This window comes from Erythrobacter sp. K21-9, from assembly GCF_055808355.1.
On the sequence record NZ_CM147866.1, the window covers coordinates 2,918,696 to 2,943,466 of the forward strand.

25 protein-coding genes are annotated in these 24,771 nt (G+C 56.8%); 11 read left to right on the top strand and 14 right to left on the bottom strand.

The genetic code is table 11. The features are described 5' to 3' along the window. Window positions 1-415 precede the first annotated feature (415 nt). The 6 genes from AC0L39_RS15020 to AC0L39_RS15045 all read left to right on the top strand — a co-directional run bounded on the left by AC0L39_RS15020 (window position 416) and on the right by AC0L39_RS15045 (window position 6,223). Window positions 416-1,141 carry a polysaccharide biosynthesis/export family protein gene (locus AC0L39_RS15020; RefSeq protein WP_473259069.1) on the top strand — a complete coding sequence of 242 codons (726 nt, stop codon included), beginning with the start codon at window positions 416-418 and terminating at the stop codon, window positions 1,139-1,141. An 8-nt stretch (window positions 1,142-1,149) separates the two neighbouring features. Next, on the top strand, window positions 1,150-3,363 hold the full coding sequence (locus tag AC0L39_RS15025) for a GumC family protein (protein WP_473259070.1): 2,214 nt from the start codon (window positions 1,150-1,152) through the stop codon (window positions 3,361-3,363). Window positions 3,364-3,487: 124 nt separating this feature from the next. Beyond that, window positions 3,488-4,366 carry a glycosyltransferase family 2 protein gene (locus AC0L39_RS15030; RefSeq protein ID WP_473259071.1) on the top strand — a complete coding sequence of 293 codons (879 nt, stop codon included), beginning with the start codon at window positions 3,488-3,490 and terminating at the stop codon, window positions 4,364-4,366. Window positions 4,367-4,481: 115 nt separating this feature from the next. Continuing rightward, window positions 4,482-4,943 (top strand): glycosyltransferase, encoded by a 462-nt coding sequence (locus AC0L39_RS15035; RefSeq protein ID WP_473259073.1) that lies wholly within the window; start codon window positions 4,482-4,484, stop codon window positions 4,941-4,943. Between the two features lie 31 nt (window positions 4,944-4,974). Then, entirely contained in the window at window positions 4,975-5,409 is a 435-nt protein-coding gene (locus AC0L39_RS15040) for a glycosyltransferase family 2 protein (protein WP_473259075.1), read from the top strand. A 10-nt stretch (window positions 5,410-5,419) separates the two neighbouring features. After that, window positions 5,420-6,223 (top strand): glycosyltransferase, encoded by an 804-nt coding sequence (locus AC0L39_RS15045; protein WP_473259076.1) that lies wholly within the window; start codon window positions 5,420-5,422, stop codon window positions 6,221-6,223. Window positions 6,224-6,250: 27 nt separating this feature from the next. On the opposite strand, the gene AC0L39_RS15050 is transcribed toward AC0L39_RS15045, so the two are convergent. Then, a complete protein-coding gene (locus tag AC0L39_RS15050; RefSeq protein ID WP_473259077.1) occupies window positions 6,251-6,982 on the bottom strand; it encodes an O-methyltransferase in 732 nt (243 codons plus the stop codon). Window positions 6,983-7,039: 57 nt separating this feature from the next. Then, on the bottom strand, window positions 7,040-8,401 hold the full coding sequence (locus AC0L39_RS15055) for an O-antigen ligase family protein (RefSeq protein ID WP_473259079.1): 1,362 nt from the start codon (window positions 8,399-8,401) through the stop codon (window positions 7,040-7,042). A 216-nt stretch (window positions 8,402-8,617) separates the two neighbouring features. On the opposite strand from AC0L39_RS15055, the gene AC0L39_RS15060 reads away from it, so the two are divergent. The 3 genes from AC0L39_RS15060 (at window position 8,618) to AC0L39_RS15070 (ending at window position 11,605) form a co-directional block, all read left to right on the top strand. Beyond that, the gene (locus AC0L39_RS15060) at window positions 8,618-8,887 is read left to right on the top strand and encodes a spike base protein, RCAP_Rcc01079 family (RefSeq protein ID WP_473259081.1); all 270 of its coding nucleotides are present in this window, start codon (window positions 8,618-8,620) and stop codon (window positions 8,885-8,887) included. 68 nt (window positions 8,888-8,955) lie between these two features. Then, window positions 8,956-11,130 (top strand): hypothetical protein, encoded by a 2,175-nt coding sequence (locus AC0L39_RS15065; RefSeq protein WP_473259083.1) that lies wholly within the window; start codon window positions 8,956-8,958, stop codon window positions 11,128-11,130. After that, window positions 11,078-11,605, top strand: coding sequence for a hypothetical protein (locus AC0L39_RS15070; RefSeq protein WP_473259084.1), 528 nt, complete (start codon window positions 11,078-11,080; stop codon window positions 11,603-11,605). The genes AC0L39_RS15065 and AC0L39_RS15070 overlap by 53 nt, the downstream gene beginning before the upstream one ends. 34 nt (window positions 11,606-11,639) lie before the next feature. Here the strand turns inward: AC0L39_RS15070 and AC0L39_RS15075 are convergent, their stop codons facing one another. From AC0L39_RS15075 to rfbA, 7 genes are read right to left on the bottom strand one after another with little or no spacing between them, the layout of a single operon-like run. Beyond that, the gene (locus AC0L39_RS15075; protein ID WP_473259086.1) at window positions 11,640-12,929 is read right to left on the bottom strand and encodes a lipopolysaccharide biosynthesis protein; all 1,290 of its coding nucleotides are present in this window, start codon (window positions 12,927-12,929) and stop codon (window positions 11,640-11,642) included. Further along, the gene (locus tag AC0L39_RS15080) at window positions 12,862-13,686 is read right to left on the bottom strand and encodes a hypothetical protein (protein ID WP_473259088.1); all 825 of its coding nucleotides are present in this window, start codon (window positions 13,684-13,686) and stop codon (window positions 12,862-12,864) included. The genes AC0L39_RS15075 and AC0L39_RS15080 overlap by 68 nt, the downstream gene beginning before the upstream one ends. After that, a complete protein-coding gene (locus AC0L39_RS15085) occupies window positions 13,686-14,474 on the bottom strand; it encodes a glycosyltransferase (RefSeq protein WP_473259090.1) in 789 nt (262 codons plus the stop codon). The genes AC0L39_RS15080 and AC0L39_RS15085 overlap by 1 nt, the downstream gene beginning before the upstream one ends. Beyond that, a complete protein-coding gene (gene rfbB, locus AC0L39_RS15090) occupies window positions 14,471-15,520 on the bottom strand; it encodes a dTDP-glucose 4,6-dehydratase (protein WP_473259092.1) in 1,050 nt (349 codons plus the stop codon). The genes AC0L39_RS15085 and rfbB overlap by 4 nt, the downstream gene beginning before the upstream one ends. After that, window positions 15,513-16,370, bottom strand: coding sequence for a dTDP-4-dehydrorhamnose reductase (gene rfbD / locus AC0L39_RS15095; RefSeq protein WP_473259093.1), 858 nt, complete (start codon window positions 16,368-16,370; stop codon window positions 15,513-15,515). The genes rfbB and rfbD overlap by 8 nt, the downstream gene beginning before the upstream one ends. Then, on the bottom strand, window positions 16,367-16,912 hold the full coding sequence (rfbC, locus tag AC0L39_RS15100; protein WP_473259095.1) for a dTDP-4-dehydrorhamnose 3,5-epimerase: 546 nt from the start codon (window positions 16,910-16,912) through the stop codon (window positions 16,367-16,369). Before rfbC ends, rfbD begins: the two co-directional genes overlap by 4 nt. Beyond that, window positions 16,909-17,772, bottom strand: coding sequence for a glucose-1-phosphate thymidylyltransferase RfbA (rfbA, locus tag AC0L39_RS15105; RefSeq protein WP_473262417.1), 864 nt, complete (start codon window positions 17,770-17,772; stop codon window positions 16,909-16,911). Before rfbA ends, rfbC begins: the two co-directional genes overlap by 4 nt. Before the next feature lie 372 nt (window positions 17,773-18,144). Between rfbA and AC0L39_RS15110 the strand changes: the two genes are divergently transcribed. Both AC0L39_RS15110 and AC0L39_RS15115 read left to right on the top strand, forming a co-directional pair. Next, window positions 18,145-19,152, top strand: a complete 1,008-nt coding sequence (locus tag AC0L39_RS15110) for a nucleotidyltransferase family protein (protein ID WP_473259097.1) — start codon at window positions 18,145-18,147, stop codon at window positions 19,150-19,152. 294 nt (window positions 19,153-19,446) lie between these two features. Further along, entirely contained in the window at window positions 19,447-20,811 is a 1,365-nt protein-coding gene (locus AC0L39_RS15115) for an ABC transporter ATP-binding protein (RefSeq protein ID WP_473262418.1), read from the top strand. Between the two features lie 25 nt (window positions 20,812-20,836). Here the strand turns inward: AC0L39_RS15115 and AC0L39_RS15120 are convergent, their stop codons facing one another. The 5 genes from AC0L39_RS15120 to AC0L39_RS15140 form a co-directional block, all read right to left on the bottom strand. Next, on the bottom strand, window positions 20,837-21,118 hold the full coding sequence (locus AC0L39_RS15120; RefSeq protein WP_473259098.1) for a PqqD family protein: 282 nt from the start codon (window positions 21,116-21,118) through the stop codon (window positions 20,837-20,839). Then, window positions 21,105-21,878, bottom strand: coding sequence for a hypothetical protein (locus AC0L39_RS15125; RefSeq protein ID WP_473259100.1), 774 nt, complete (start codon window positions 21,876-21,878; stop codon window positions 21,105-21,107). Before AC0L39_RS15125 ends, AC0L39_RS15120 begins: the two co-directional genes overlap by 14 nt. 86 nt (window positions 21,879-21,964) lie before the next feature. Next, window positions 21,965-23,092: a 50S ribosomal protein L11 methyltransferase gene (locus tag AC0L39_RS15130; RefSeq protein ID WP_473259102.1), complete on the bottom strand. Its 1,128-nt coding sequence runs from the start codon at window positions 23,090-23,092 to the stop codon at window positions 21,965-21,967. Window positions 23,093-23,122: 30 nt separating this feature from the next. Next, on the bottom strand, window positions 23,123-23,257 hold the full coding sequence (locus AC0L39_RS15135; protein WP_473259104.1) for a hypothetical protein: 135 nt from the start codon (window positions 23,255-23,257) through the stop codon (window positions 23,123-23,125). A gap of 42 nt (window positions 23,258-23,299) precedes the next feature. After that, the gene (locus tag AC0L39_RS15140; RefSeq protein ID WP_473259105.1) at window positions 23,300-24,766 is read right to left on the bottom strand and encodes an asparagine synthase-related protein; all 1,467 of its coding nucleotides are present in this window, start codon (window positions 24,764-24,766) and stop codon (window positions 23,300-23,302) included. Between the last annotated feature and the right edge of the window lie 5 nt (window positions 24,767-24,771).

Here is a 24,771-nt window from a genome sequence, read left to right on the forward strand (position 1 = left end):
CGAAAAGGCGCATTGCAAGAAGCACGGCAAATAGGGCCGCCAAACCAAGCCAGCTTCGCCAATGCCAACTGCGCTGGCCATTGCGAACAGAGGCGGCGATCGCAGTGGACAGTGCGACTATCACCAACAGGTAAAACCCGCTGGCAAAAAGGCTCAAGCTCGTGACGCCGCTCAACATGATGTGTCAGCTCCCCAAATCACGGTAATCAGCCGCAAAGGCGAATGCCTTCATCGCTCTGGATAATGCGAAAAGACCAACCTGCAACCCGGCGCAATGACATCAGGCACAATGCCGCAAGGACGCCTCCATTCGTCGCGCTCTATTCTGCGCTCTTGTGTGTCAAAACGTGGACAAGTCGTGTTGCACTGCAGAACGCGAAGGGTTAAGCGGAAACACCTACTTTGGGAGGGTTGCTTGAAATTCATCGAATTCAAAGGCCATGCAGGGCAAGGCCTTCTTGCAATTATGGCCATATCGATCGCCGGATGTGCATCGACGCCCGAGCCGGTCATCGGAGCGGCCTCCACTCAAGCACGCAGCGATCTCGGACAGCAGAGCTTCAGTTATGCACGACCTGACGTCTATTTGCTCCGACCATCCGACAAAGTTTCCGTCAATGTCTTTCGCGAACCTGATTTTTCGATGGATGCGGTTCAGATCGGTGTCGAAGGCAACGTTTCATTGCCGCTAATCGGTTCGGTTCGCGCAGCCGGCATGACGGCAAAGCAATTCGAAGAGGATGTGACGCAGCGACTTGCAGGTGCCGGGCTTCGATCGCCGACGGTTAGCGTCAATATCGCGGAGTACGCTTCGCATCTCGTGACGGTCGAGGGTGCAGTTGAAACTCCAGGTGTCTACCCTTTCCAGCCGGGCGCACGGCTATCCTCCGCTATTGCCATGGCCCGTGGCCCGACACGAACAGCGGATACCGAACAAGTGGCGGTCTTTCGTGAGACCCAGGGCGGTATCTCCGTCGCAAAGTTCGATTACCAGCAGATGAGTCAGGGAACCATGCTCGATCCGGTACTCGAACCGAATGATCGAGTTGTCATCGGAACGGACGGGTTGTCGGTGTTCTGGCAGGATTTCCTCCGTGCGCTGCCGGCTTTCGGGATCTTCGCCAACCCCAGTAATTTCTGACCGGTCCAATGAACGATCGCTCGATGATCCACGCGCCAGAGCCCAACGGACGGGGCAACTGGCTAGATGTCTACATGCCCGACAATCAGTTGGTTCCGCACCAACCACAGGCCCGGCTCATCAATGTCGCGGCGATCCGAGGGCTCATTTTCCGGCAGCGGTGGCTGGTGGCGGGTGTGGTGCTTGCCGCTACGATCGCCGGGCTGATCCTTACCCTGCTGGCCACTCCGATGTACGAGGCCCGGGCGACCGTCCGGATCGAGCCATATGGTGCTAACATTGTGGAAGGTCAGGATGTCGATCGAGGTGTCGCATCGAACCAGGTCTACGAACTTCTGGCTACATATGTCGGCATCATAACCAGCCGCCGGTTGGCAGAGACGGTGGCAGAAGACCTCAACCTTGGCGAGCGCTATGACCTGCTAGGTCGCGACATTGACGAGCGGCGGCCCGCCAACATGAGCGATGAGGCCTGGATTCAGGCCAAACAGAATATGGCTGCCTCCATTCTGCACGGATCGGTAACTTCGGAGGTTCCGGTCAACAACTGGATCATTTCGATCGGATACCGGTCAGACAACCCGTTGCTGGCCGCTGAATTAGCCAATGCCTATTCGGATGCGTTTGTAGCCACGGACACGCAGGCTACCCTTGCGAACAACGAATACGCGCAGGAATACCTTAGGGAGCAGATCGATCTAACACGCGCGCGGCTCGAAGATGCAGAGCAGGCTGCAAACGCGTATGCGCGCAGCAGCGGGATCATAGTGCAACCCTCTGCAGGCGAAGACGGCGAAGGGGGCGTGACGCTCACATCAAGCAACCTCGCGAGTATCAATGCGCGCGCCGCAGCTGCCACTGCAGCCAGAATTCAAGCCGAACAACGGTGGCGCTCAATTGCAAACCTCCCGGCAGACCAGCTGCCTGAAGTGCAAAACAACTCCGTATTGCAAGGCCTGACGGCGCAGCGAACTGACAAGCAAACCGAACTCATTGAACTTCGCCAGCGCTATAACGATGAATTCCCTCAAATCGCAAACCTGCTGGCGCAAATTGAAACTCTTGACCGGCAGATCGCTCAGACGAGTGCGAATATCAAGGCGACCGTGAGGAATGAATTTGTCGTTGCCCGTAATCAGGAACAGGCGCTGCTAAGCGAGCTTAATTCGGCCACAGGCGATACGTTGGCGGAGCAGGACCAACAGGTCGAATACAGCGTCTTGGAACGCGAAGCCCAGGCATTGCGTGATCAACTGCAAGCGCTGCTCAATCGCTACAATCAGGTCAGCACAGCCACAAATGTACAGACCGGCACGATTAACCCACTCGATTCTGCAGTGGTTCCAAGCTCCCCCTACGAACCAAGCCTGATCCGAAATATGTCGATGGCAATTGTATTCGGCATAGCCTTGGCCGGTTGTCTCGCCGTCTTACGCGAGACCCTTGATGACCGCGTGCGCACGCTTGACGATATCGAAGACCGGCTCGGCCTGCCCCTGCTCGGCCACACGCCTTACGTGGAAGAGAAAGATATCGATTATGAAGGGAGCAATCACTTCGGCGCACTGATGGAGGCTTATGCATCAATCAGGACGACAATCGATTTTGCATTGCCGCGCGACCGAAACGTGATCCAGCTGACCAGCAGCCAGGAATCCGAGGGTAAATCGACAACGGCAGTCATCCTGGCCGAGCTGTTTGCCAGCCTTGGGCGAAAGACCTTGCTCGTCGACGCCGACCTGCGGCGCCCTTCTGTTGCTAGGCTGCTAGATATCGAACGCCCTAAAGCAGGCTTGGTCGAAGTATTGCTTGGACATACGGACCTTCAGTCCGCCGTCATCAAGGGCGTTCATGACAACCTCGAGATACTGCCAATCGGCGAGCTTCCATCGAACCCGACAGAATTGCTGGCGTCATCACAGCTCCGCGATTTCATTGCCGCACAACGCGAGGACTATTCGCTGATCATCTTCGATTCGCCGCCGGTCCTCGGTTTGGCCGATGCACCTATGCTATCGCGGCTGGTCGATGGAACGATCTTTGTCATGGAAGCCAATCGAGTGCACTTCGGTGAGGCGAAAACTGCCTTGCGCCGGATACGCAGCACTGGCGGTCAAGTTCTGGGTGTGGTTCTTTCCAAATACCGGGCTCTCGAAGCAGGCCAAACATATGATTACCAATATCGCTATTATCGATATGGAGAACGAGAGGACCGCGCGTAGCTGTTCTGAGAGCAGTGCGGTACGCAATTCGCAGGCGTCCCCTTCCCCCTCCAGACGCACGCTGCTCGACGACTGTCTCAAAACGACTTATTGGCTCCCCGCCCCGCTAAAGGAATAGGAAGACGTGGCTCAATCGCCAGCTTTTTCAGTCATCATTCCTGCACATAATGAGGAGGCCGTCATTGCCCGGTGTCTTCGTAGTATCCTGAAGGACGCACCGGCAGACCATCGAATGGAAGTCGTTGTGGCGGCGAATGGCTGTACCGACCAAACGGCAGCTGTTGCCCGCACCGCAGCGCCCGATGCGACAATCATCGAGCTCGAATATGGTTCAAAGACCATAGCCATAAACGAAGGCAATCGCGTCGCCGCGCATTTCCCCCGGATGGTTCTCGATGCTGATGTCGAGTGCAGTTTCGTTGCTCTGGAAGCGCTTGCCGACGCCTTGGAAAAACCCGGTGTGATGACTGCTGCGCCCGCGATCAGAATGGATTTGTCCAAATCGAATTGGTTGGTCAAAGCCTATTACCGGGCATGGATGAAGCAACCATACGCGAAGGAAGGAAAAGGCGGCGCGGGCTGCTATGGTCTGTCCCGCGAAGCGTCACAGCATATTGGAGCCTTTCCCACCATCATCGCCGACGACATCTGGATTCATTCGCGTTTCCCGGAAGATCAGAAGCGCTACATAGCCGAGAATGCCATCGGACAGCCGGTATTTACAATCGTCCACCCACCACGCCAGGCGATCGAGCAGATCCGGGTCGAAGCGCGCCGCAGAAACGGCAACGCCGAAGTCAGTCGACGATATCCCAGCCCTTTTCCGGCTAATTCCCCAAAGCCTAGCGGGGTCGGTGCCGCGCTCAAGGCTGGAATTGCACCGATCGACCTGTTGGTGTTTGCAGCCATGAAGTCTGCAGCGCGAATGCTGGCCGCTTGGAACCGTTGGCGAGGTCGCGGCCAGGTCTGGACGCGGGACGACAGTTCCAGACAATTCTCATGACAAGCCGTGATCATGCTCTCTGGGCAACACCTGACTGACCATCCTTTACCGCAACCCCAGACGAAACCGGATCTGACCGAACAGAATGCAGCACCCCCGCCCCGAATTGAGCATAATGATAGTCGCCTACAATTCGCGCGGCTGCATCGAACGGTGCCTGGATGCTGTCACTAGCCAATCCGTGATTAATGACTACGAAATCCTGCTCGTCGACAATGGTGAGGACGATACGGAAGGCTTTGTGCGTTCCAACTTTCCTCAGGTCAAACTGGTCCCGAGCGAGGGAAATATCGGCTTCGCACGCGGCAATAATCTCTTAGCACGCCGCGCCGAGGGATCATTTCTGCTGCTCCTCAACCCGGACATGTACCTGAAGCCCGGATCCATCGATGCCTTGATAAAAGGTGCGCGGCGCCATCCGCATGCGAGTGCCTGGGGCGGAGTTACCGTCACTGCTGATGGTGAGCCCGATACCGGAAACGCAATTCCAATGCCGTCGATATTGGAATTTGCCACGGCGAGCCGCAGGACGTTCACGGGCGGGAACAAGGCTATCGAAAGTCGGACGGAAGGATGAGCAGACCACCTTGCTATCGGGCGGGTTCGTAATGTTCAGCCGCAAAGCCTGGGACCAAGCCGGCGGTTTTGACGAGAGTTTTTTCCTCTATTGCGAAGAAGTCGATTTGTTCTATCGTCTAGCGCAATCAGGGCATGAATTCTGGCAAATAGCCGACGCGCGCGCGCATCACGCCATTGCGCATGGCAACAGCCTTTCCCCGATGCGTTCGCTTTACCGCGCAGCCGGCACGATGCAGTTCGTTCGAAAACACTGGTCGCCGCCGCGGACATTGGCAGCCATAGTGCTCATCTGGTCAGCTGCCGCCGCACGTTTCGGAGTGGGCCAAATGTTCGGTTGGTCAAGCGACAGGCTTGCCAAGCTTGCAGCAGGCTATCGTCCTGTAGCAATCAACCCTCGTTTGTGGATTTATGGCTACGATTGTGAACGCGGCTTGATGACGCGCCTTTCCGGCATGAAGCCTTAAGGAAGCCGCGTTGCAGCATTTCGTTCTCACTCGGTTCAACATCGCAAGCCCAGGCCGCGAGGCACCTATTCGCAATGCCCCCGGGTGGCTAAATCGGCGATTCGACCTGTTCGAGCAATACTGTCTGCCGAGCATGGCCTCCCAATCGACCGCGAATTTCCAATGGCTCATATATTTCGACAAGGGCACACCGTTCGAATTTCGCGAACGGATTGAAAGTGCCCGGCGAGCAGTACAATTTGAACCAATCTTCGTCGACGTGTTTCGGAGCAACGAAGCGGCGAAACATGTGAGCGTGCGGCTCACTGGCGGATCAAGCCGAATTGTCACCACGCGGCTTGATAATGACGATGCGGTCTCGAAAGATTTTCTCGCGCGGGTGCAATCCGAAGCAGCCAGCTTGCCAGATGAAACCATCATAAATTTTCGTGACGGGATCGCCTTGTGCGAAGGCCGCCTCTATTCCGCAGCCGATGAAAGCAATCCCTTCACATCGCTTGTGGAATCGAGCGAGTCCCCTCGAACGATTTGGGCTGCGCCGCACACCGAGCTGGCAAACCGATTTTGTGTTGCACAGATTGTTACCGAGCCGACCTGGTTGCAGGTCGTTCATGGCGAAAACGTCACTAACCGTATCAAGGGGCGACGTTTGAGTGATTCTGACGTGATCGAGAATTTCGCGATTGCACCTTCGGTATTTCTGAAGCCAACCGGAAGCCTCGCAACCGTTGCGGATCAGCTCTTGCTGCACCCTCTGCGTTCACTCCGCGAAGCAGCCATCGCTCTCGCCAAGATCATCTTGCGCCGCCGCTGATCTTGGCCTGATTGTCTGGTCGAGAATTCAGGCCGATTGGTGGTAATTGCGCACTATACCAATTCCCATGTTTCCTTGATTGGCGTCTTCTACGATCTCTTCGGTATCGAAGCGTTGTTTGACCTCTTCCCAGAAGCGATCAACCTGAATTTCGGCGTCGAAGCGATTGGGCAGTACATCATGCATGACTATGATACCGTCATCGGCGATGAGCGGTGCGTAGAGCTCGAAATCACGTTTCACGCCTTCGTACCGGTGATCCGCATCTATCATTATCAGATCGAAGGGCGCCTCACCTGCCCTCCTGATGACCTCGGCCTTGCTTTCTTCGCTATGTGAATCGCCTCTGATCAGGATCAGTTTTTGATCGGGCTGCGCGAAGGATTCGTAAATCGGGATTTTCCAATCAGGATACCCGCCACCATTTATCCCGAACGGGAGGTCAAGGCTTACGATCGTCGCATCAGCGGAAGCATTCTGGCTGAAAAGAAACAACGTTCCGCCGCGGGCCGTGCCAATTTCCAGAATACGTTTTGGTCCGCGGTCCCGGACAAGTGACATTAGCTGTCCGATCTCATGCCGATTTTGCATCGGCCGAAGAAAGCCCTGTGCGGCATTCATCGCGAAACTAACCTGCGCGTTCAGATCATCGTTTCGACGAAGTTCCGCAAGGTTTTGCTGGAGAGAAGCGCGATTGAAGAAATCTCGCATGTTCACGCGCTGGTAGTTCGCCTTGGCAAGCAGGTTCAGGGGACCCACGAATTTCCCTTCGGACCGAAGTTGGCGCAAGTAGGATTTAACCGAAGGCATGAAGAATTACTCCTGTCGAAGCGCTGCATTTGGGGTCGGCAATGGGGGCCGATCATCGCGGCCATGGAATACCGAAGGTGTCGGCACAAACGAAGCCGCAATCGGTTTCGCGAATTGGCCCAGGCTGACGGTAATACCCAACAGCATGAAGAACCACACTTGTGCCGACAGCCAAATCGACACCGAAACTATCCCGATCGCAAACACTCCGAGCGCAATCAGGACCGCCCGCACCAACCGCCGGTCGGCCAAGCGAAGTTTTACACTGCTGCGAGACAAGGTGACGAGCGCGATGATCGTCGCCAATGCAATAAGCAACGGCGGAATTACGCCGAATTGGATGGCCAACAGAAGCCAATAGTGATCGATCGATTTGGCCATCCATGCTGGCCGGTCCCAGTCCGCATAGCCAATTCCGAACCATGGGTTCTTCTCGACATTCTCGCTGCCGAAGCGCCAGATTAGCAATCTGTAATAGGCATTGTGAGGACTGAGTGAAGCATAGCGCATGATCAAACTGAAGGCGCCTGACTGCGTGCCGAATTCGAGGGCGAAGAATATCAAACCTGAGACCATTAGGAATATTCGCCAGCGCACTTGCTGGTATCGTTCACTCAACCAGTTGTAGATCACTAGTCCCAAGCCTGCCGCAAGCCCGATCAATGCCGCTGAACTTATGGTGAAAAAGCTGCAGATGGCGGCAACGCAGCCCAAAATAGGCGGCCAACCACGCAAACCGGACAGGGCATACAGTGGCAAGAAGCTGGCCAGAAAGATCCCAGCAAGGATCGAATGCGGAAATGATCCTTTCGCCCTCATCAGGCCAAGCCTGACGGGCGTCTCCTGAATGGACGGAGCTCCTGCAATCGCTGAAAAGAGCGGTTGGTAGATATGGGTTTTCGTTAGTGATTCTACTGCGATGATCGCCCCCATCGCAAACAGTCCTGGCGCCAACAGGATCAGGAAGACACGCAAATCGCGAGGCGTCCTAATGACGGCCCGGCCAAAAAAATAAGCAAGCCCGATGTCGCAGATTTGCGCAATCGCGCTGGTGATTGCTTCAGATGCGTCGGTCGTAATGAAGAGTGATAGGGCAATCCAGAAAGTCGCCCCGACCATCGCTAAGTCTGGCCATTCGATACGCATTTGCCCACGTACCGCACGCTGAACGACAAATATCGTCGCGGGCAGAAGAAACAATCGATAGGGCGGCAGGACCGATCCACCGATTGCAACATTGAGCTGCGGCGGTGCTAGCAAAAGGTAGCCGAGCAACACAGCAAGCCAGATCGTCCACATCTCGGTTGGAGAGTGACGATCAATTTCCAAATTTGGCAAAATTGGAGGTTGGCGGAGCCGAGTAGCCATGCGTCAGAACCTATCCTCCCCGGCAGTCTGATCCAAGCAATATTCGCTCGATCTGCAGCGAAAAAGAGGCTGACTGGCGATGCTGAACTCTTTTGCCTGGCTTAAATGGAGGACATGGGCAGATCTGTGCTGTTATAACCTTTTTGGTTAAATGACTTTCCTACAAGTTATCTAAAGGGTTATCACCCTCACCTCAACTAGATACGAGGTAAAGAGATGACATTCGATCCATTTGAATCTGTGGGCGAAAGCATTATCGCTCCTGCCAAAGCGGCGTTCGCAATCACTCCGGCGGATGGCGCCGATCTGCCGAGCGCGACCAAGGCTATTTACATCGGCTCCGGCGGCGATTTGGTTGCAAGAGCAATCGACAATGAATCCGACGTCGTCTTCCGCAACGTGGCCGCGGGCAGCGTTCTCGCCGTCCGCCTGCGTGCCGTGCGCGCGAGCGGTACGACCGCTTCTGATCTGATCGGCCTTACCTAATGCCGTGGCTCGGATTGGGAGTTGTCACCGCAAGTAATGCGGCTAGAAATCCCCACGCAACCAATGGTGTGTATCTAGCCCCTACGTTCACATATGACGGCACGGCAGGCAGCGGCTTTTCGACCACGCCGTCCGATCCGACCCGCACCACGGCCAAACCTGCTGTGCGGCTCATCACGCCGCCAAACCAGCATTTCACATTTGCGCAGGACGTGGGTGTCATGGCGGCTGCGAATGATGGCGGCGACCTGTTCAACACCTTCGGGATCGAAAAGGTTGTCTATCACTTCGAGGGTAGCAGCGCCGAGGTCACTTCGCCGAAGTGGCACACAATCCAGACGCAATCGGGGCCGCGCACCTATTTTGGATGGTGGGCGCAGCTTCGAAAACTCATTGGCACGGTCGGTGCTGGCCATCTGTATATCGAGGCAGTCCCGCGCGATGCGACCATGCAAAGCCGGGTGCTTGGCCCTTACATCTATTCGCCGGTCGATGAGCTATACGACCAGCAGCTTGAGGTCGCCCCATCGCAGCCGGAGATTGCCGGGACGCGCTATCAAAGCATCCTTGCGGCAGGAACCTACGCCAAGCAGCAGAGCGCCCAAAACCCGCTGATCACGATCACAGAGGCGGGCAAGTATGACATTGGCGACCAATCCACCAATGCTTGGGATGCGGATGGCTACTGCAATATCCGCGCGGGCGTCGCGGGCGTCTCTCTCGGCAAGACCAGCTACGCCACAGACGCGGCAGCGGGTATTGCGCCGAACCGAATGAAGCTGCACTTGATCGGCGGCAACGGCTTTACGCTCGATCATCGCTATTCGACCGGATTGCTGACCGCTGCTGGCAATGAGCACAATCACTGGCTCGACGGGATCACCTTCACCAACACCGCGCCCGATAGAAAAGAAGAACTGTTTCGCGGGGGCACTCGCCCGACAACGCGCGCCGTCGCAGGCCGCGCCTATTTCACCGAGTGCGATATCAGCGAGATCGACACGTCGTTCGTCTCGGCCAGCCTGGTGCGCGGCTGCTTTGCCCGCGACATTGGGCAGGACGTTGTGAGCAACTCATTCTGTGTGACGCAATCGGACTTCGGGGACCACGACAACAACATTTGGAACACCGATTTTCCAGCAATCGACGTCCAATATACCGGCTCCGAAACCACGGCGACGATTGAGCGCAGCGGCGGAACCGAAGGCAGTGGCGGCGGCGTTTACACCGTCACTATCGGGGCGACCACCTACACCTTCGACGTCGGGAACGGCAGCGAGGATTTTTTCACCGGCGCGCTGGGAGACGGATACTGGTTTCAGGACGTGGTCGATTGGCTCAATACCCTGCCCGATGTAACCGCAAGCCTTCTGCTCGCGGAGGACCGGCGCGCTGCAACCGGCTCTCTGGCGGGTGATAGGGGGCAAGGTTTCGGCGCAACCGACTTCAAGGCATCGGTGTTGGAGATCCAATCGCACTTCGACAAGCACGGCGATTTCTATCAGCACGATGCAGGCGATTTCGAGAACGTCATCGTGTTCTTCAACCAGCTTCGCCAGGCGCAGACGCAGTGCATATTCCTGTCGCCCGAGTTTAGCGGCACCGAAAGGGACATGCTGTTCCTCGGCAATGTATTCCACACGACCCCGGTAGCCGATCCCAACTTTGACAGCGCCGTGGCGGCTTCGCAATGGGGGCGCAGCAACACGGCGCACAGCCATGTGGTGATCGCCGGGAATTCATTCGTCGATCAGCGCTTTCAGGTCCGCAATGCGACGGGCGCAGTTTCGGACGCCTATTGCCTGTTCTCGAATAATGTCCTGCCATCAATGGCCTTTGACGCAGGAGCGATGGCGAATCTCGTGGTCAAGAACCTGCACCTCTACGATGGTGCGGCCACACCTCCCGGCTCCAGTTTAGTCGCCAAGGGCGGCGATGAAACCACCCTGTTTGCTGACGCGGCGGGCGGGGATTACACGCCAGCAGGCGATTTGCTGACCTCGGGATTTGCCCCGGCATTGCCTCTTGATGCAGACCGAAACACCTACTTGGCTTTCGCAGCTCCTGGCGGCGTTGCGGCAGTGGCGACAGAGTTCGATCCGGGCAGCGGCAGCGCCGATCCAGAGGGCGATCTGCTGGCCGCGATGAACGCCTACGCGCCCTCGCAATCCAGCTATCACGACTACACCAATGCGACCAATCCCGGAACTTGGGATTCTGCAAGACGCGAGCGACAACGATAACGATCACTTCAACGCAACCGGCTCGCAGCAACCGGCTATTGGCGCTGGCGGTGCGACCTTCGATAACGGCGATCAGGTGCGGCAGGATATGTCGGCAGGCACGACCTTCACGGTCATCATGGCCTTTACCAAAGACGATGCCAGCACGATTGGCTCTCTGGTGAGCGACAATGCTGGTTCGGCTCCGGTGCAATACGGTCAGGGCCAGACGGGCGCAGGCCATCAGGCGGACGTTTACGTTGACGGCGTTCTGACCGCCAACCGCGACCTGCTATATCAGGCACTACATCAGGCAGGCGAAGTCGTCGTTCGGATGGAGGGGCTTGATATGTCCGCGCGCACACAGCTTCGTATCGGGCGCGGCGCAACCGGCATGGTCGGAACCGTGCGCCGGGTTTTCGTCATTGATGAAGTGGCTCACGCGGCAACCCTCGCGGATGACCGCGCAAACGCAGAGGCGGCAGCAGCGCTATGATTTGCTGTGCAGTGCCTGAACGCCGACGATCCAACTATGGACTGGTCCGTGGCTGTCGGAAAAGCTTCCGAGAACGTACGGCTATCGTCAATGCCGCACCAATCCAGAACATTTCGAATGCCAGTTGCGCAAATGCAGCGCCGGCAGCGTCGAAGTTCGATATCAGCCAAGGAGCCATAGCCAGCGACGTCAGCGCGATCAGATTGCATACGAACATCGTGCGCGGGCCAATCTCGATGATTATCCAAGCTCGAAGTCCCAGAGTCACGAGCGGAGCACCAGCCGCGAGGACGAGTAGCAAGAGTATCGCCGAAGCCGGTGCGAATTGCTCCCCAGCAACCAGCACCACCAGGATCTCGCCAAACACAAGTACAAACGCACAGGCTCCAGCAGCAATAACAAGGCAGGCTAGTGCAAACTTCACGATAAGTTCGAGTGGCTTTTTCGCGCCATTGATTTCGCGAAACACAGCCTCGAAGCCAGCGCGATAGACCATTTGCATCACCGAAGCGATCCGATCTGCGACCGCATAAAGTCCGACGGCGACCGGCCCGGCGATGGCGCTCAACAAGAGCACAATACCGTGCGTCCGCATTGCCCCGATTGCTCCGGAGCCGCCCGTTGGCAGGCTGAAACCGACAACGCGCTTGAGTTCGCGCGCGCTTGGCCAAGCGGGTTTGCAAGCGTGAATTCCGCGGCTCAGTAACATGCCGGCAGATGCTACCTGGATCAAAGCCGACATCATGATGTAGCTTTCGAGTTCCGCCTCAAGACGCCAAAGCGTGAAAGCTGTGAGGACCGATAACGAAGCAGTTACCATGCGCGCGATGGCGATGAAATCGAACTGGTCTCTTCTCCTCAATATCCCAGTCGCCGGTTCGGGCACGCGAAGCACCAGTGTCGCCAAATGGAGATAGACCACCCATCCCCCCTCCAGTTGAAGTGCAAAAGCGACTGCCAAACCGACACAAACGGCCACGACCCCGCTCGTCAGGTTCATGGCCAAGGCAGCGCCGAAAATGCGGGCCTCATCCTCCCCCTTGTCGGGTAGGGCAAGGACGGCCTGCCAGCACTGCATACCTGCCAACACTTCCAGCATGAGCGAGAGCGCGAGGACGGTTACGTATGAACCGAGCCCTTCAACGCCCAAGGATCGAGCGTTGAAATATGTGCTCGCAAAGCCAGTGACCGCGACGAACGCGAGGGAAGTCAGAGACCAACCCATGTTTCGTCTTAATCTTTGCCACATGCCAGTTTCAATTTCGCTTGATGAGCGATTGAAACCGCTCGGTAATCGCATCGGCCCGCCGAGTTCGAACGGCATCGAATTGTAGCGGTTCGCGGTTTGACAAGCCGCGGATGATATCTTCGAATGGCTTGTCTGCAACATGAAGACCCCATTCGCGCAGCCGTGTTATCATCGCAGAAGAATTTTGCGCAAGGCTCCGCAGATCATGGACCATCACATTCGCAGGACTGGATTGCTCTATGTGATCGAGCAGGCAGGAATTGTAGAATATCCATGCGTCCAGAAAACCGTCCTTTAGTGCTGCGGTTCTTGCCAGGATCTCATTCTTCTTCAGCCAGAATAGCGGGCGCTTCAATCCAGAATACTTGAATTCCTTGATGGCCAGAGGTTCACGCGAAACCAACGAGCCAACCACCTCCTGATAGGAACGAAAAAGCACAATCGATCGGCAATCGAGCCTTTCGCGATAGAACGGAAGAAAAAGACACGTTCTTGGTTCTTTCCAGCCGAACGGTTCGCCGGATGGTTTGCATTTTGTTTCAAGCAAAGTCTCCGCATCGTCGCGATGCGGGCCAGAGATGGTCAATTGGTCATATCGGCATTTATCGAAACGAGGGTGCTCAAGGTCGACCATCCCGTTGTCTGGGAGATCGGCTGACCTGAGCGCGCGTCTGTGCAATTCGAAAAAATCCATGTCCTCGAAATGACCGTCGGTGTTGCCGACACCGTCGGGGAGCAATTCTCCACCCATATCGACACCGCATTCGTTCAGCCAACGCGCGACAAGAGACGTATAGGACCGGTGCATCCCCAGTAAGAGAAGCGCCTGCATTATGCTCCCTCGACCACGTTTTCGTATCCAGCGTCGCGCGCGACTTCCTGAGCCTGCGCTAACAACTTTTCTGGCCGTTGGGCGACATTGCGGCGGCGCCAGCGCACTCGCCAAAGCGGCAGTGGATTGTAGCTAATTTCGCAAATCGTGGTGTATATCGGCAAGCGATGCCGCCATTTGCGGCGCGCGAACTTGTAGCCCTTCACATATCCGCCGCCCAATGACGAGTAAGGGCGGTTATTGTGTACGACAGGTAGCTCGACCGCCCAAGCACTGCGGCCACGATCCCACACGGTTTGCACGAGATCGGTGCCGTAAAGATGAAAATGCGGAAGATCCCTGTCGAATTCGAAGTCCGCCGGGCGCTTGAGTATCAGCAAAAGCTCATCGAGAGACTCAACTGCAGCAGGTGAGAAACCGCGTTCGCCAAGCTCTTTACCCATATTTACGTCCCAAACCCTCCCAATGTGTGTCCCATCCTTGCGGACACCATATGATCCGGCCACCATCCAATCAGGACTAGCTTCTTCGAGGCGGTTCAACTGCTCCACCGCAAGATCCAACCAGCCCGCAGGCAGGTAAACATCCTGGTGAGCGAAAATGCAGATACGTTCATCCGTCTTGGTAAGGCCAGCATTATAGGCCTCGGCCATGCTGCGTGAGTCCCGTATCGCCGTGAGCGGCAGATCGCCGCTCACAATGTCCGGGGACGCAGCAAGGCAGTTTTCCAGTACATAATCGCTGTCAACCGCCGCGATTACGCAGAAGTCGGAACGATCAAAGGTCATGTCTGAAGTGCTTTCCACCAAGCCTCATTGTCGAGATACCAATGCAATGTCTGACGAAGACCCTCGTCAAATCCATGGCTGGGGCGATAGTCCAGCTCCTCTCGGGCCTTGGTCTCATCGATTGCGTAACGACGATCATGACCAGCGCGGTCCGTCACATAGGTCTTGAGACTATCGCTCCGTTTTCCAGTTGCTGCGGGCGCATCAGGATATCTTTCGTCAAGGCCGGATACCACCTCGAACGCTAGATCGACCTCGCGGCAAATCGCATCGATAACCTCCATATTGGGAAGCTCGGCACCGCCGCCGATATTGTAAGTCTCGCCCTGCTTACCGCGAGCCAGACACGCATCGATACCGCGGCAATGATCTTCCACATGCAGCCAGTCACGGACATTCATTCCATCGCCGTAAATGGGCAGCGGTTTACCCGACAAGGCGTTGAGCAAGAATAGCGGGATGAGCTTTTCAGGGTATTGATATGGCCCGTAATTGTTCGAACAATTGCTCGTGGTGACGTTCAGGCCGAAAGTATGATGATATGCCCTGACCAAGTGATCCGAGGACGCCTTTGAAGCTGAATAGGGCGAATTCGGCGCATAGGCCGTCGTCTCGCTAAAAGCGGGATCGTCCGGTTCGAGCGAACCGTAAACCTCATCGGTCGAGATGTGATGAAACCGGTGAGGGACTCCATCGCCGTCGAGCCATACTGCGCGCGCAGCCTTCAGCAGACTGTTCGTTCCCAGAATATTGGTATCGATGAATGCGTCGGGTCCAGTGATCGAGCGGTCGACATGGCTCTCGGCTGCGAAATGGACGATCGTCTCTATTCCGCGTTCGCGCAGAAGCTTTTCAACCAGCTGCGTATCCCGGATGTCGCCTTCGACAAGTTCCGCCTGTTCGACGTCCGCTATGGTCGAGCGGTTGCCCGCATAGGTTAGAGCGTCGAGCACGATCAGCGCGTCGTCTGGATGCTCCTTGCTCCAATAGTGAACGAAATTGCCGCCGATAAAACCGGCGCCGCCAGTTACGAGAAGATTAGCCAAGTGCTTTTTCCTGTTGCAGCATCAGCCGCAGATTTTTTCGCCAGTGCGTTGGTGCGGTGCCGAGCGCCGCGTGCGTTTCGCTGCAATCCAATAACGAAAATTTTGGGCGGCGCGCGGGAGTTGGATATTGCCCTGACTCTATAGGGCGTATGTCCGGGATGGTTTCGAGCATGCCAAGCGCTAAGGCTTCCTCCGCAATCGCCACAGCGAAATCATACCAGCTGGCAACGCCGGCATCGCTAAAGTGATACGCCCCGCTCTTTTCTTTCGCAATTAGCCCCCAAAGGACATTCGCCAAACTCGTCGCCCATGTGGGACAGCCGATCTGATCTGCAACAATGCCAAGCTCATCGCGGTCTTTCATAAGGCGGAGCATCGTCCTCACAAAATTTGCACCGCCCGCTTCATAAACCCAGCTTGTACGTACTAGCAGATCCTTCGGTCGCAACGCATCCTCACCTTCCGCCTTGGTCCGGCCATAGACGGACAAAGGCGCACGGCGAGCGCCTGGCCGATAGGCGCTCACGGCATCTCCATCAAACACGAAGTCCGTGGAAACCTGAACAAGCCGCCCCCCTTCTCGGTCCAGCGCGCCTACGATGTACTGTACTGCTGAGGCATTGACGGCATGCGCTGCGCCTTCATTGCTTTCGGCCTTATCGACGGCAGTATAGGCCGCTGCATTGATGACTACATCGGGAGCTTTGTTTTTTATGAGCGCGGCAACCGAATTCTCATCGGTGATATCGCAATCGGCGATGTCGATCGCAGTAATATCGTTCCCGGCGGGCACCGTCGCCTGGAGCGCGCCGCCGAGTTGACCATCTGAACCGGTGATCAAGATTTTCATGCGAACGAAGCCGCATCAGCAAGGCACTGCCCCTCGCCGTCCTTGCCCGAAATGATCGGCTGGCTACCTTCGAGCGGCCAGTCGATACCGACAGCCGGATCATCCCAAGCCAGTGTATGCTCGTTTCGAGGAGCATAGGGTGCCGTGCATTTGTACAGGAAATCGGTGTCGTCCTCGAGAGTAAGGAACCCGTGGGCAAAACCTTCAGGCACCCAGAGCATACGCTTGTTTACGGACGATAATTCTACACCAATCCATTCACCGAAATGCTCGGACGTCCGGCGTAAATCGACGGCGACATCGAACACTGCACCAGATGTGACCCTCACCAGCTTTCCCTGTGGTTCGGGATTCTGGAAATGCAGCCCGCGAAGGACGCCTTTTTGCGACCTGCTATGATTGTCTTGTACAAAGGCCAGGTCGAGTCCCGCATCCGCGAACACCGACGCATTCCACGTTTCCATGAAAAAACCGCGGTCGTCGCCGAACACGCGCGGCTCGATGACCAATGGCCCGGGGATGGCACATTCGATAATTTTCATGGCGTTGCCGGGGATTCCAAGAGTGCGAGCAGGTATTCGCCGTAACCCGATTTTCGCAGCGGCTCTGCAATCCGGGCCAGTTCCGCATCGTCGATGAAGCCCTGCCGCCAGGCGATCTCCTCCGGGCAAGCAATTTTCAGTCCCTGGCGTTCCTCGGTAATCCGGACATAGGTCGCCGCGTCCAGCAGTGACGAATGCGTTCCTGTATCAAGCCACGCATAGCCTCTGCCCATGATTTCGACCGACATCGATCCTTCATCCAGGTACAATCGGTTGAGATCGGTGATTTCGAGCTCCCCGCGCGGCGAAGGCTTGAGATCGCGCGCCCGGTCCACCACAGTCTCATCGTAGAAATAAAGGCCCGTGACCGCATAATTCGACTTGGGCTGAACAGGCTTTTCCTCGATCGAGATTGCAGTACCACCATTGTCGAATTCAACGACACCGAACGACTGGGGGTCAGTCACGCGGTACGCGAACACGCTCGCGCCTGCAGATTTCTCATTGGCGCTTTGAAGGATTTGAGGCAGGCCGTGCCCATAAAAGATGTTGTCACCCAGGACCAATGCACTGGGGCCGCCCCGCACAAATTCAGCACCGATGTGATAAGCCTGAGCCAGGCCCTCAGGCTTTGGCTGCACTGCATATCCAAGCGAAACGCCGAAATCCGATCCATCGCCCAGCACGCGCTGGAATTGTTCCGCATCTTCTGGCGTGGTGATTATCAGGATGTCTTGAATGCCGGCCAGCATCAGTGTGCTGAGCGGATAATAGATCATCGGCTTGTCATAGATCGGCATCAATTGTTTCGACACGCCGCGTGTCAAAGGATAGAGCCGGGTTCCTGAGCCACCAGCCAAAATGATGCCTTTGCGTGGTCTGCTCACTCTTGCCGTCCTCTACGCATTCTCACTGAGTTTTGCATTGCAGCATGGCCAAAGCGGGTCAATGGGCATGGGGCCTAGAATCACGAAATTGCCTCTGACAGGTAGAGACCATCGGTGGGCCGCTTGCCAATCGATGCCCCAATCGCGATACCGCACACTTTCCTCGCTATTTCAGGATGTATGAAGCGCAATCTGGGCATGACAGAATCCGGGGCCATCGACCAATTTCTAGCCAGTTGTGTGCGCGCTGTAATCCGTGGTTCCGGTATGCCCAAATGGCCTGCAGAATTGAATTCTTCGGACCAGGCCGTGGCCGCTCGCATTTCATATCACGGCATCGCATTGATGCTTTTCGAAGACTCCTCTGCGTTAGCGGGTTGGCCCGATCGTTTGATCGAGGCGGTGCAAGACGAAGCGAGGATGCAGGCGATGTGGGAGGTCAGCCATTCTCGCGTGATGGCACGGCTGGTCGAGGCGCTGCATAATGCCGGCTACCGGTCGGTTTTGATGAAGGGCTCCGCTCTTGCCTATTCCGTCTACGCCGATCCTGCAGTCAGGCGCCGCGGTGACAGCGACCTGCTTGTTGAAACAGGCTCTCGCAGAGCGGTGCGCAAAGTGCTTGCACAGCTCGGTTTCGAACCGACCGGAGGCTCCCACGCGGTTCAGGAATCCTGGCAAATCCCAACCGATGCAGGTTTTTCGCACGAGGTCGATCTTCATTGGATGATCAACGGCAGCGTGGCAGTTTCGCAGGCGCTGGAGCTGTCTCACCCGCGCAAACGAGCAATTACGATGCCGCGCCTTTCACCGAACGCGTGGGGAACCGCGCCAGTCGACACTTTCATACACATCTGCATCAATCGCGCATCGCACGAAGCATTTGGCTACCGTGTCGGGGATAGCAAGTTGTTCGAAGGTGACAGATTGATCTGGGCGGTCGACCTAGATCGCATCGCCTCGATCCTGACACCGGAAGAATGGGATATGCTGACTGCTATCGCACGGAAATGCAAAGCGGCGGACCTTGTCAAATCGGGACTGGACTTCGCACGATGGTCCCTCGGGACGTTGCCTCCAGAACGAGTGACTATTGATCTGGCGGATAGCTCGGCGCAAGGCGATGCCATATCTGTATATTTCAGGACACGGTCAGCGAGCGAGCGGCTGAGAGCCGACGTGCAGGCGGCACAGGATTGGCGGACGAAGTTGACGGTTATCAAGCACCAGGTTTTTCCCGGAAAGCCCTTTATCAGAGAACGCTATCCTCTGAACAAGCGCTGGCCCGTCGCGGCCCTATACACCCGCCGATTGATTGGCGTGGGCGCTCGGTTCCTGCTTGGCAGCGCGAGATGAAGGTGAAGTTCCTGTGGCAACGCGCCCGGCAGTTCAGCGTTGAACTGATACTCATCAGCTGCCTAACGCTGCTTAGCTCCGCAGCAACACTGGCAATCCCGTGGCTGGCCGGTCAGCTTCTGGGGGACATCGTCGAGCCCGATCAAAATGAGCTTGGTCAGACAATTGAATTGCTGATCGGCGCGCTCGTGGTTCTCACGGTTCTCAATATCACGTCAGCCATCATCTCGTCGAGCCGCGTCGCAGCGTATTCTCGCAAAACTTCGGCAGGATATCTACGAACATGTGCAGTTGATGCCGATGGATTTCCACGACCATCGCAGCGGCGGCGATCTCATTTCCTTGATGACCTACGAGGTCGGCAACCTCAGCAGTTTTCTTGCATCAACATTGGCCAATGTGCCCTCCATGTTGCTCACGGCTGGCGGCGCAATCATACTGCTGTTCCTGATCGACCCGTCAATGGCGTTGGTCATACCTTTGCTGATCCCAGTCTTCTTCATAGTTATGAAGCTGATCGGCCGCCGTATTCGCGTGCTGGCAAGACGCGCGCGCAAGGCAGAAACTGAGGTTCTCAGAACCGCCGACACCGATCTGAAGATGCTTTCCGCGATAAAGGCGTTCGCCACGGAAGAGACCCATCGCGGGGAATACGCGGCCAGGGTCGACGAAGCCCGTAAGCTTTCCTTTGAGCAGGCGCGCATCAACGCGTTTATCGGGCCGGTCGTGGCTTTGGTCGCGGCATTGGCGGTCATCGCGATGCTGATTGTCGGTGCGGGAGATCTGGGCGGAGGGGAACGCGATCCGGGAGAGCTCTTTGCTTTCCTGTTGTACGCGGCATTGCTGACGCGCCCGGTCGGAGGTTTAGCGGACCTCTATGGCCGGTTCCAGATCGCGCGCGGTACACTCGCGCGGCTCGAAGGCGTGCTCGATATGGCTCCTGAACCGGGATACGCGCGCGGCGAACCGTTGGGCCGGGCCGAGGGAGCGGTCGTCTTCGAAAATGTGCATTTCCAGTATGAAGGACGCCCGCCCGTCCTCGAAGGCGTCAGCATGGCCATCCGACAGGGTGAAATTGTCGCACTGACCGGCGACAACGGCGTCGGAAAATCTACCTTGGTGAAGCTCTTGCTGCGCTACTATGAACCGCAAGCGGGGCGGATTACAATTGACGGTAAAGATATTGCCAGCCTGCAAATTCAGGCGCTACGCCGCCAATTCGGCTACGTTCCGCAACGGCCGCTGCTGTTCAATGGCACGATCGAGGAGAATATCGCGTTCGGGCATGTGTCTGCCGATGGTACAATCGACACCGAGGCGATCGCGCGCGCGCTGAAGCTCGCACAGGCCGAAAATTTCATTGCAAGGCTGCCCCGCGGCCTGAATACCGAGATCGGCGATTACGGGATCAGGTTGTCGGGCGGTCAAGGCCAGAGGATTGCGCTCGCGCGAGCCCTTTACCGCGATCCACCAATCCTCATCCTCGATGAGGCGACGAGCATGTACGATCTTGATAGCGAGGCGGCTTTTGTCGAAGATTGCATCGAGGCGCTGCGCGATCGCACCGTCATTATCATCACTCACCGACCTGCGAGCCTGAATCTGGCAGACCGCATTCTACGGGTCGGTTCGGATGCAATCCTCGAACTGGATACCTAGAGCCGATATCCAGGCAAGCTGTCGCTCAACAGGCCGCGATTTCCACAAGCTCCTTTGCGAGCAAGTCGCTGGCCAGATCGATGATATCCTTCTCTATCCGGTCCTTAGGAGCATCGTATTCTTCATCGATCGCGTCGCGCAAGGCAGCCACGCTGCGTGGTTCATCGGAAAGCAATTGCCACACTCTGCCGCCAACCGGGTCCAGCCCGAAATAGAGCCCGCTCGCGAGATTGAGCAGCACCATCTCACCGCCGACTTCACGGCCCACAACGTCGTCGCAAGCGCGGATAGTGTCAGTCAGTTTCATCTCGTTCCTTACCTTCACGCAGATTTGTCAGGATCGCATCGCAGACGCTGGGCAATTCGGTATACTCGCGGCGATAATCCAGCGCAAAGCATTCTACTTCGTGTGCCAGCGATGCCAGCCGGCTGAAATGTCCTCGCAAACGAGGCTTGTCCTCGACATCGAGCAGAAAAGCGTGCGGCATCATTGAGGCCAGCGCCTTCTGCTCATTCATGCGTGCGATACACAATGCAGCCTCGTGATCTTCCCCCAAGATGTAGAGCTGGCGCAGACACGCGGGGTCTTGTGAAAATGCAAGACTGCTTCCGGGCCGCAACTCCACCTTGCCCTCGCTGGTGTCGAACCTCTGGCCGCGGCCAAGAATGAATTCGGCACTATCCGGGAAAAGGCGCAGAGCCGAGTGTTTGGGGCGAAGCCAGTGCCCTTCCGACCGGACCTCAAGGTCGATCACATCCTCGGTCATGAACGGGTAGCCAGCCTTGGCGAATGCACCAGCCAGTGTCGTCTTGCCGGACCGCGAAACACCCAGGAAGCCGATCGCTTCCTCACCCACGCGAACCGCGCTGCCATGCAGGAACAGCCCGCCCTGATGATTGCCAATAATCGGGGCTATGGCCGTGTGGAGCAGCCGTTCGATCACTTTCGGCTCGGCCGCTTCGGCGGGATAGGCGTCTATCGCCGTGCAATCTGCCGAGATCAGAAAATCCACCTCGTCAGGAAAGCGCACGAGATATCCTTGTTCGCAGCGATGGAATTCAGCCATGAACTGCCCCGCGGGCGTCACCCAGCGATCATAAGGATCGCTGCCCAAATCGGCTTGGGCGCGCGGCTCATGGATTTCCTGCCTGGTCACGCAGAAGTGTTCCGGGCCAGAACCTTCCGCACAAAATCTATCGCAGCGCTGCGCGTAGGACGGAGTTCCGGGCGCTCTGTCAGAACGGCTTGCTCGATCTGTTCCGAGGTTCGCTTCCCATCCACAAAGGACAGGACATAGGCTGTGTCGGACGCCTTATCCGTCAGCCTGACAGGCTCTCCGTTACGCTGGGGCAAATCATCGCCCGTGAGGATCATGCTTGACCAAGTCGACTGCTTCTGCAGGGCCGCGTCACCGGGAGGCTGGATGTTCCACGAAAGCAATTCACCATCCGACCGGGCGCGAATTGTCACACCGATCCGGTCGCCCGCTTGCACTGCAAAAGGCTTGGAAACCGGAAAAAACGCCTGCCCTCGACCAATATTGCTTTCATCAAACGGGGAGTTTGTCATCCAGACACCCGCGCCCAGATGCGCTGAGAACCAACCGGCGAGCCCATGGAAAACGCAATCGCGTTCAATCTCAAGTTCTGCAAAGAATGTGAAGAGATCTTCGGCGTCCGGGCCAAGAACGACGAGCCCAAGTTGCGCTTCGCGCGAACACAACTCTTCCGTTAGGAACTCCAACGGGTACTTTGAATTGCGCGCGTGCCCGTCCAGCCATCGATATTCTTCCGGTACGGAGCCACTCGACCACGCACTTGCTGCCTTTTCTGCTTTGTCCGACGAAACTCCGGCCAAATGCAGCGAAAGCCTGTCAGGGATCATCTTGCCATCTGGTCTGAGTAGCCTCTTTGCTGCATCGCGCATCATGTCAACGATACCGTAGTCGATACCGAAGAAACCGACATGGTCACACACCAGTGCATCGACCGGCTCGGGAAGCGCCGTGTCGAAAGTGGATCCCGAAATGCATTGATACCTGTTGGTCAGGCCCGCGCGGTTGACCGTCTCTTCAGCGACGTGAATGGCTTTGCTGCTATCGATGCCGTATATCTTGGCAGCGCCTGCATGGAGGCACTGAAGGCCGAGTACGCCCACGCCGCAACCGAGATCGGCCACGACATCGCCATCCTCGATGCTGCCATCTAGCGCCGATTTGTAGAGATCGTACCTGCCCTTGAGTGTCAGGTACGAGATATGTTCGGCCAGTACGCCGGACATTGAAGCTGTACGAAAATTAGAAGAAGAGCGTCAAAACATCATCCGCATGCTGCTGAAGCCATCAGCATCGCCGCCGTTGCTGCCGCCCGTGAGATTGCGGACCGATCCGAAAACCTTCACCTTGGGTGTGGCGTAAGGCCGGAATTCTTTTTGTGCCTTCGACATTGTCATTTCGCCCTTATCATTCCTCAGCTTTAGCAGCACAAGCTATCGTTGTTGCGCTGCAATATCCAGTAAAAATTGCCGAACCATGAAGATGCCCCATAGCTCAAATAACATTTCTGCGCGCCTGCTGTCGTCCGTGTTCGCATCGAGCACCGCGCTCAAGGCTTGTTTATCAACGGCTTGATCCATCGCCTTGGGCCACCCAGCCAGAATTAGCGCGATTACGTGTTCGGCTTCAAGACACGCAAAAAAAGCTGCTTTCGTTCGGCGGTGCACAATTTGCGCTGGAAGGACGTTTTCAAGCGCCCGGCGGTGCACCCACCTCCCAAGCCCGTCCCTCCGTTTCAAATCCTCTGGTAACGAACTGCAGAATTCGATGAATTGCCTGCTGAGCATGGGGCTTCGGCCTTCGATGCCCGATGCTGCGCGCTGCCTGCTCATCAGGTCGTTCGCGAATTGCGTCCAGGTTGACAGAAAAGAAGACTGTTGACCCATTGCGACGGGATTTCCGGGCATCTGCGCATCCCTTTGCTTCATTCGGGCGCGAATGGATGCCGCTATCTGTTCCGGCACATAGTCATGCGAGGGGCCATATGCGCTGGTCAGATCATTTCTGAGCTGACGCAGATGAGCGCGAAAGCCGTCCGGGAGTGCGGCAAGAATTGTCTGGCGCATGGCCGAAGGCAAGGCTTTGAGCAAACCCTGCGCGCCCACTTCCGATCTGATGCCATCCCAATACCGCCCGAACCGTGCCGCTCTCAAGTTTTGCTCTAGGTGTGCGCTCGACCCGTCCAACCACTGATCCCCGCCATTTCCTCCGATAGTGACTTTGGCACCATCGCGGACCATCTGGTTTTCGGCGCCGATGGAATGGGAAGCATTGGGGAAGGTCGCTATATCGGATTCTCGGCTGGTCAGCTGGGCAAACCAGTCGAGCGGCGGCAGGAACAGCGGAACTTCTGTAAGGTTGCCGTGAACGTGCCGGGCTGCTGCGCGGGCGAACTCTACTTCATCGGCGCGAGAACCCGGCTCGCCCGTCAGTGTGTAGCCGCGAATGGAGCGAGCCTGCAGTTCGCCGCTATCCGCGAGCCGGTGAGCGAGACAATAGAGCGCCGAGGAATCCAAGCCTCCGCTGACATCGAACGCCAGCGGGCCAAGAGCGCGCGAGGCCCGCCTGACAACGTCGCTGAGCATATTGAGATACGCCTCGGCATACTCGTCGTCAGATCGGAGATCGCGCACTTCCGAAGTCTGCAAGGTGTAATATTTCGAGATCTTTTGCTTTCCATCGGAATGCGTGAGGGTCGAGGCAATCGGCAGACGATAGATGCCTTTCCAGACGGTATGCTCGATCGAGGCGAATTGCGCGATCGACAGCTCGGCCAGAAATTCGAAATTGGGCTCGGGCCGCGTCTTCATCCCTGAGAGCAGAGCCGCTACGTTCGAGGCCGCCATGAACACGCCGTTGTCGGTACGTGTAGTAGAGCGGGCGCAGCCCTTGGTGGTCACGCGCG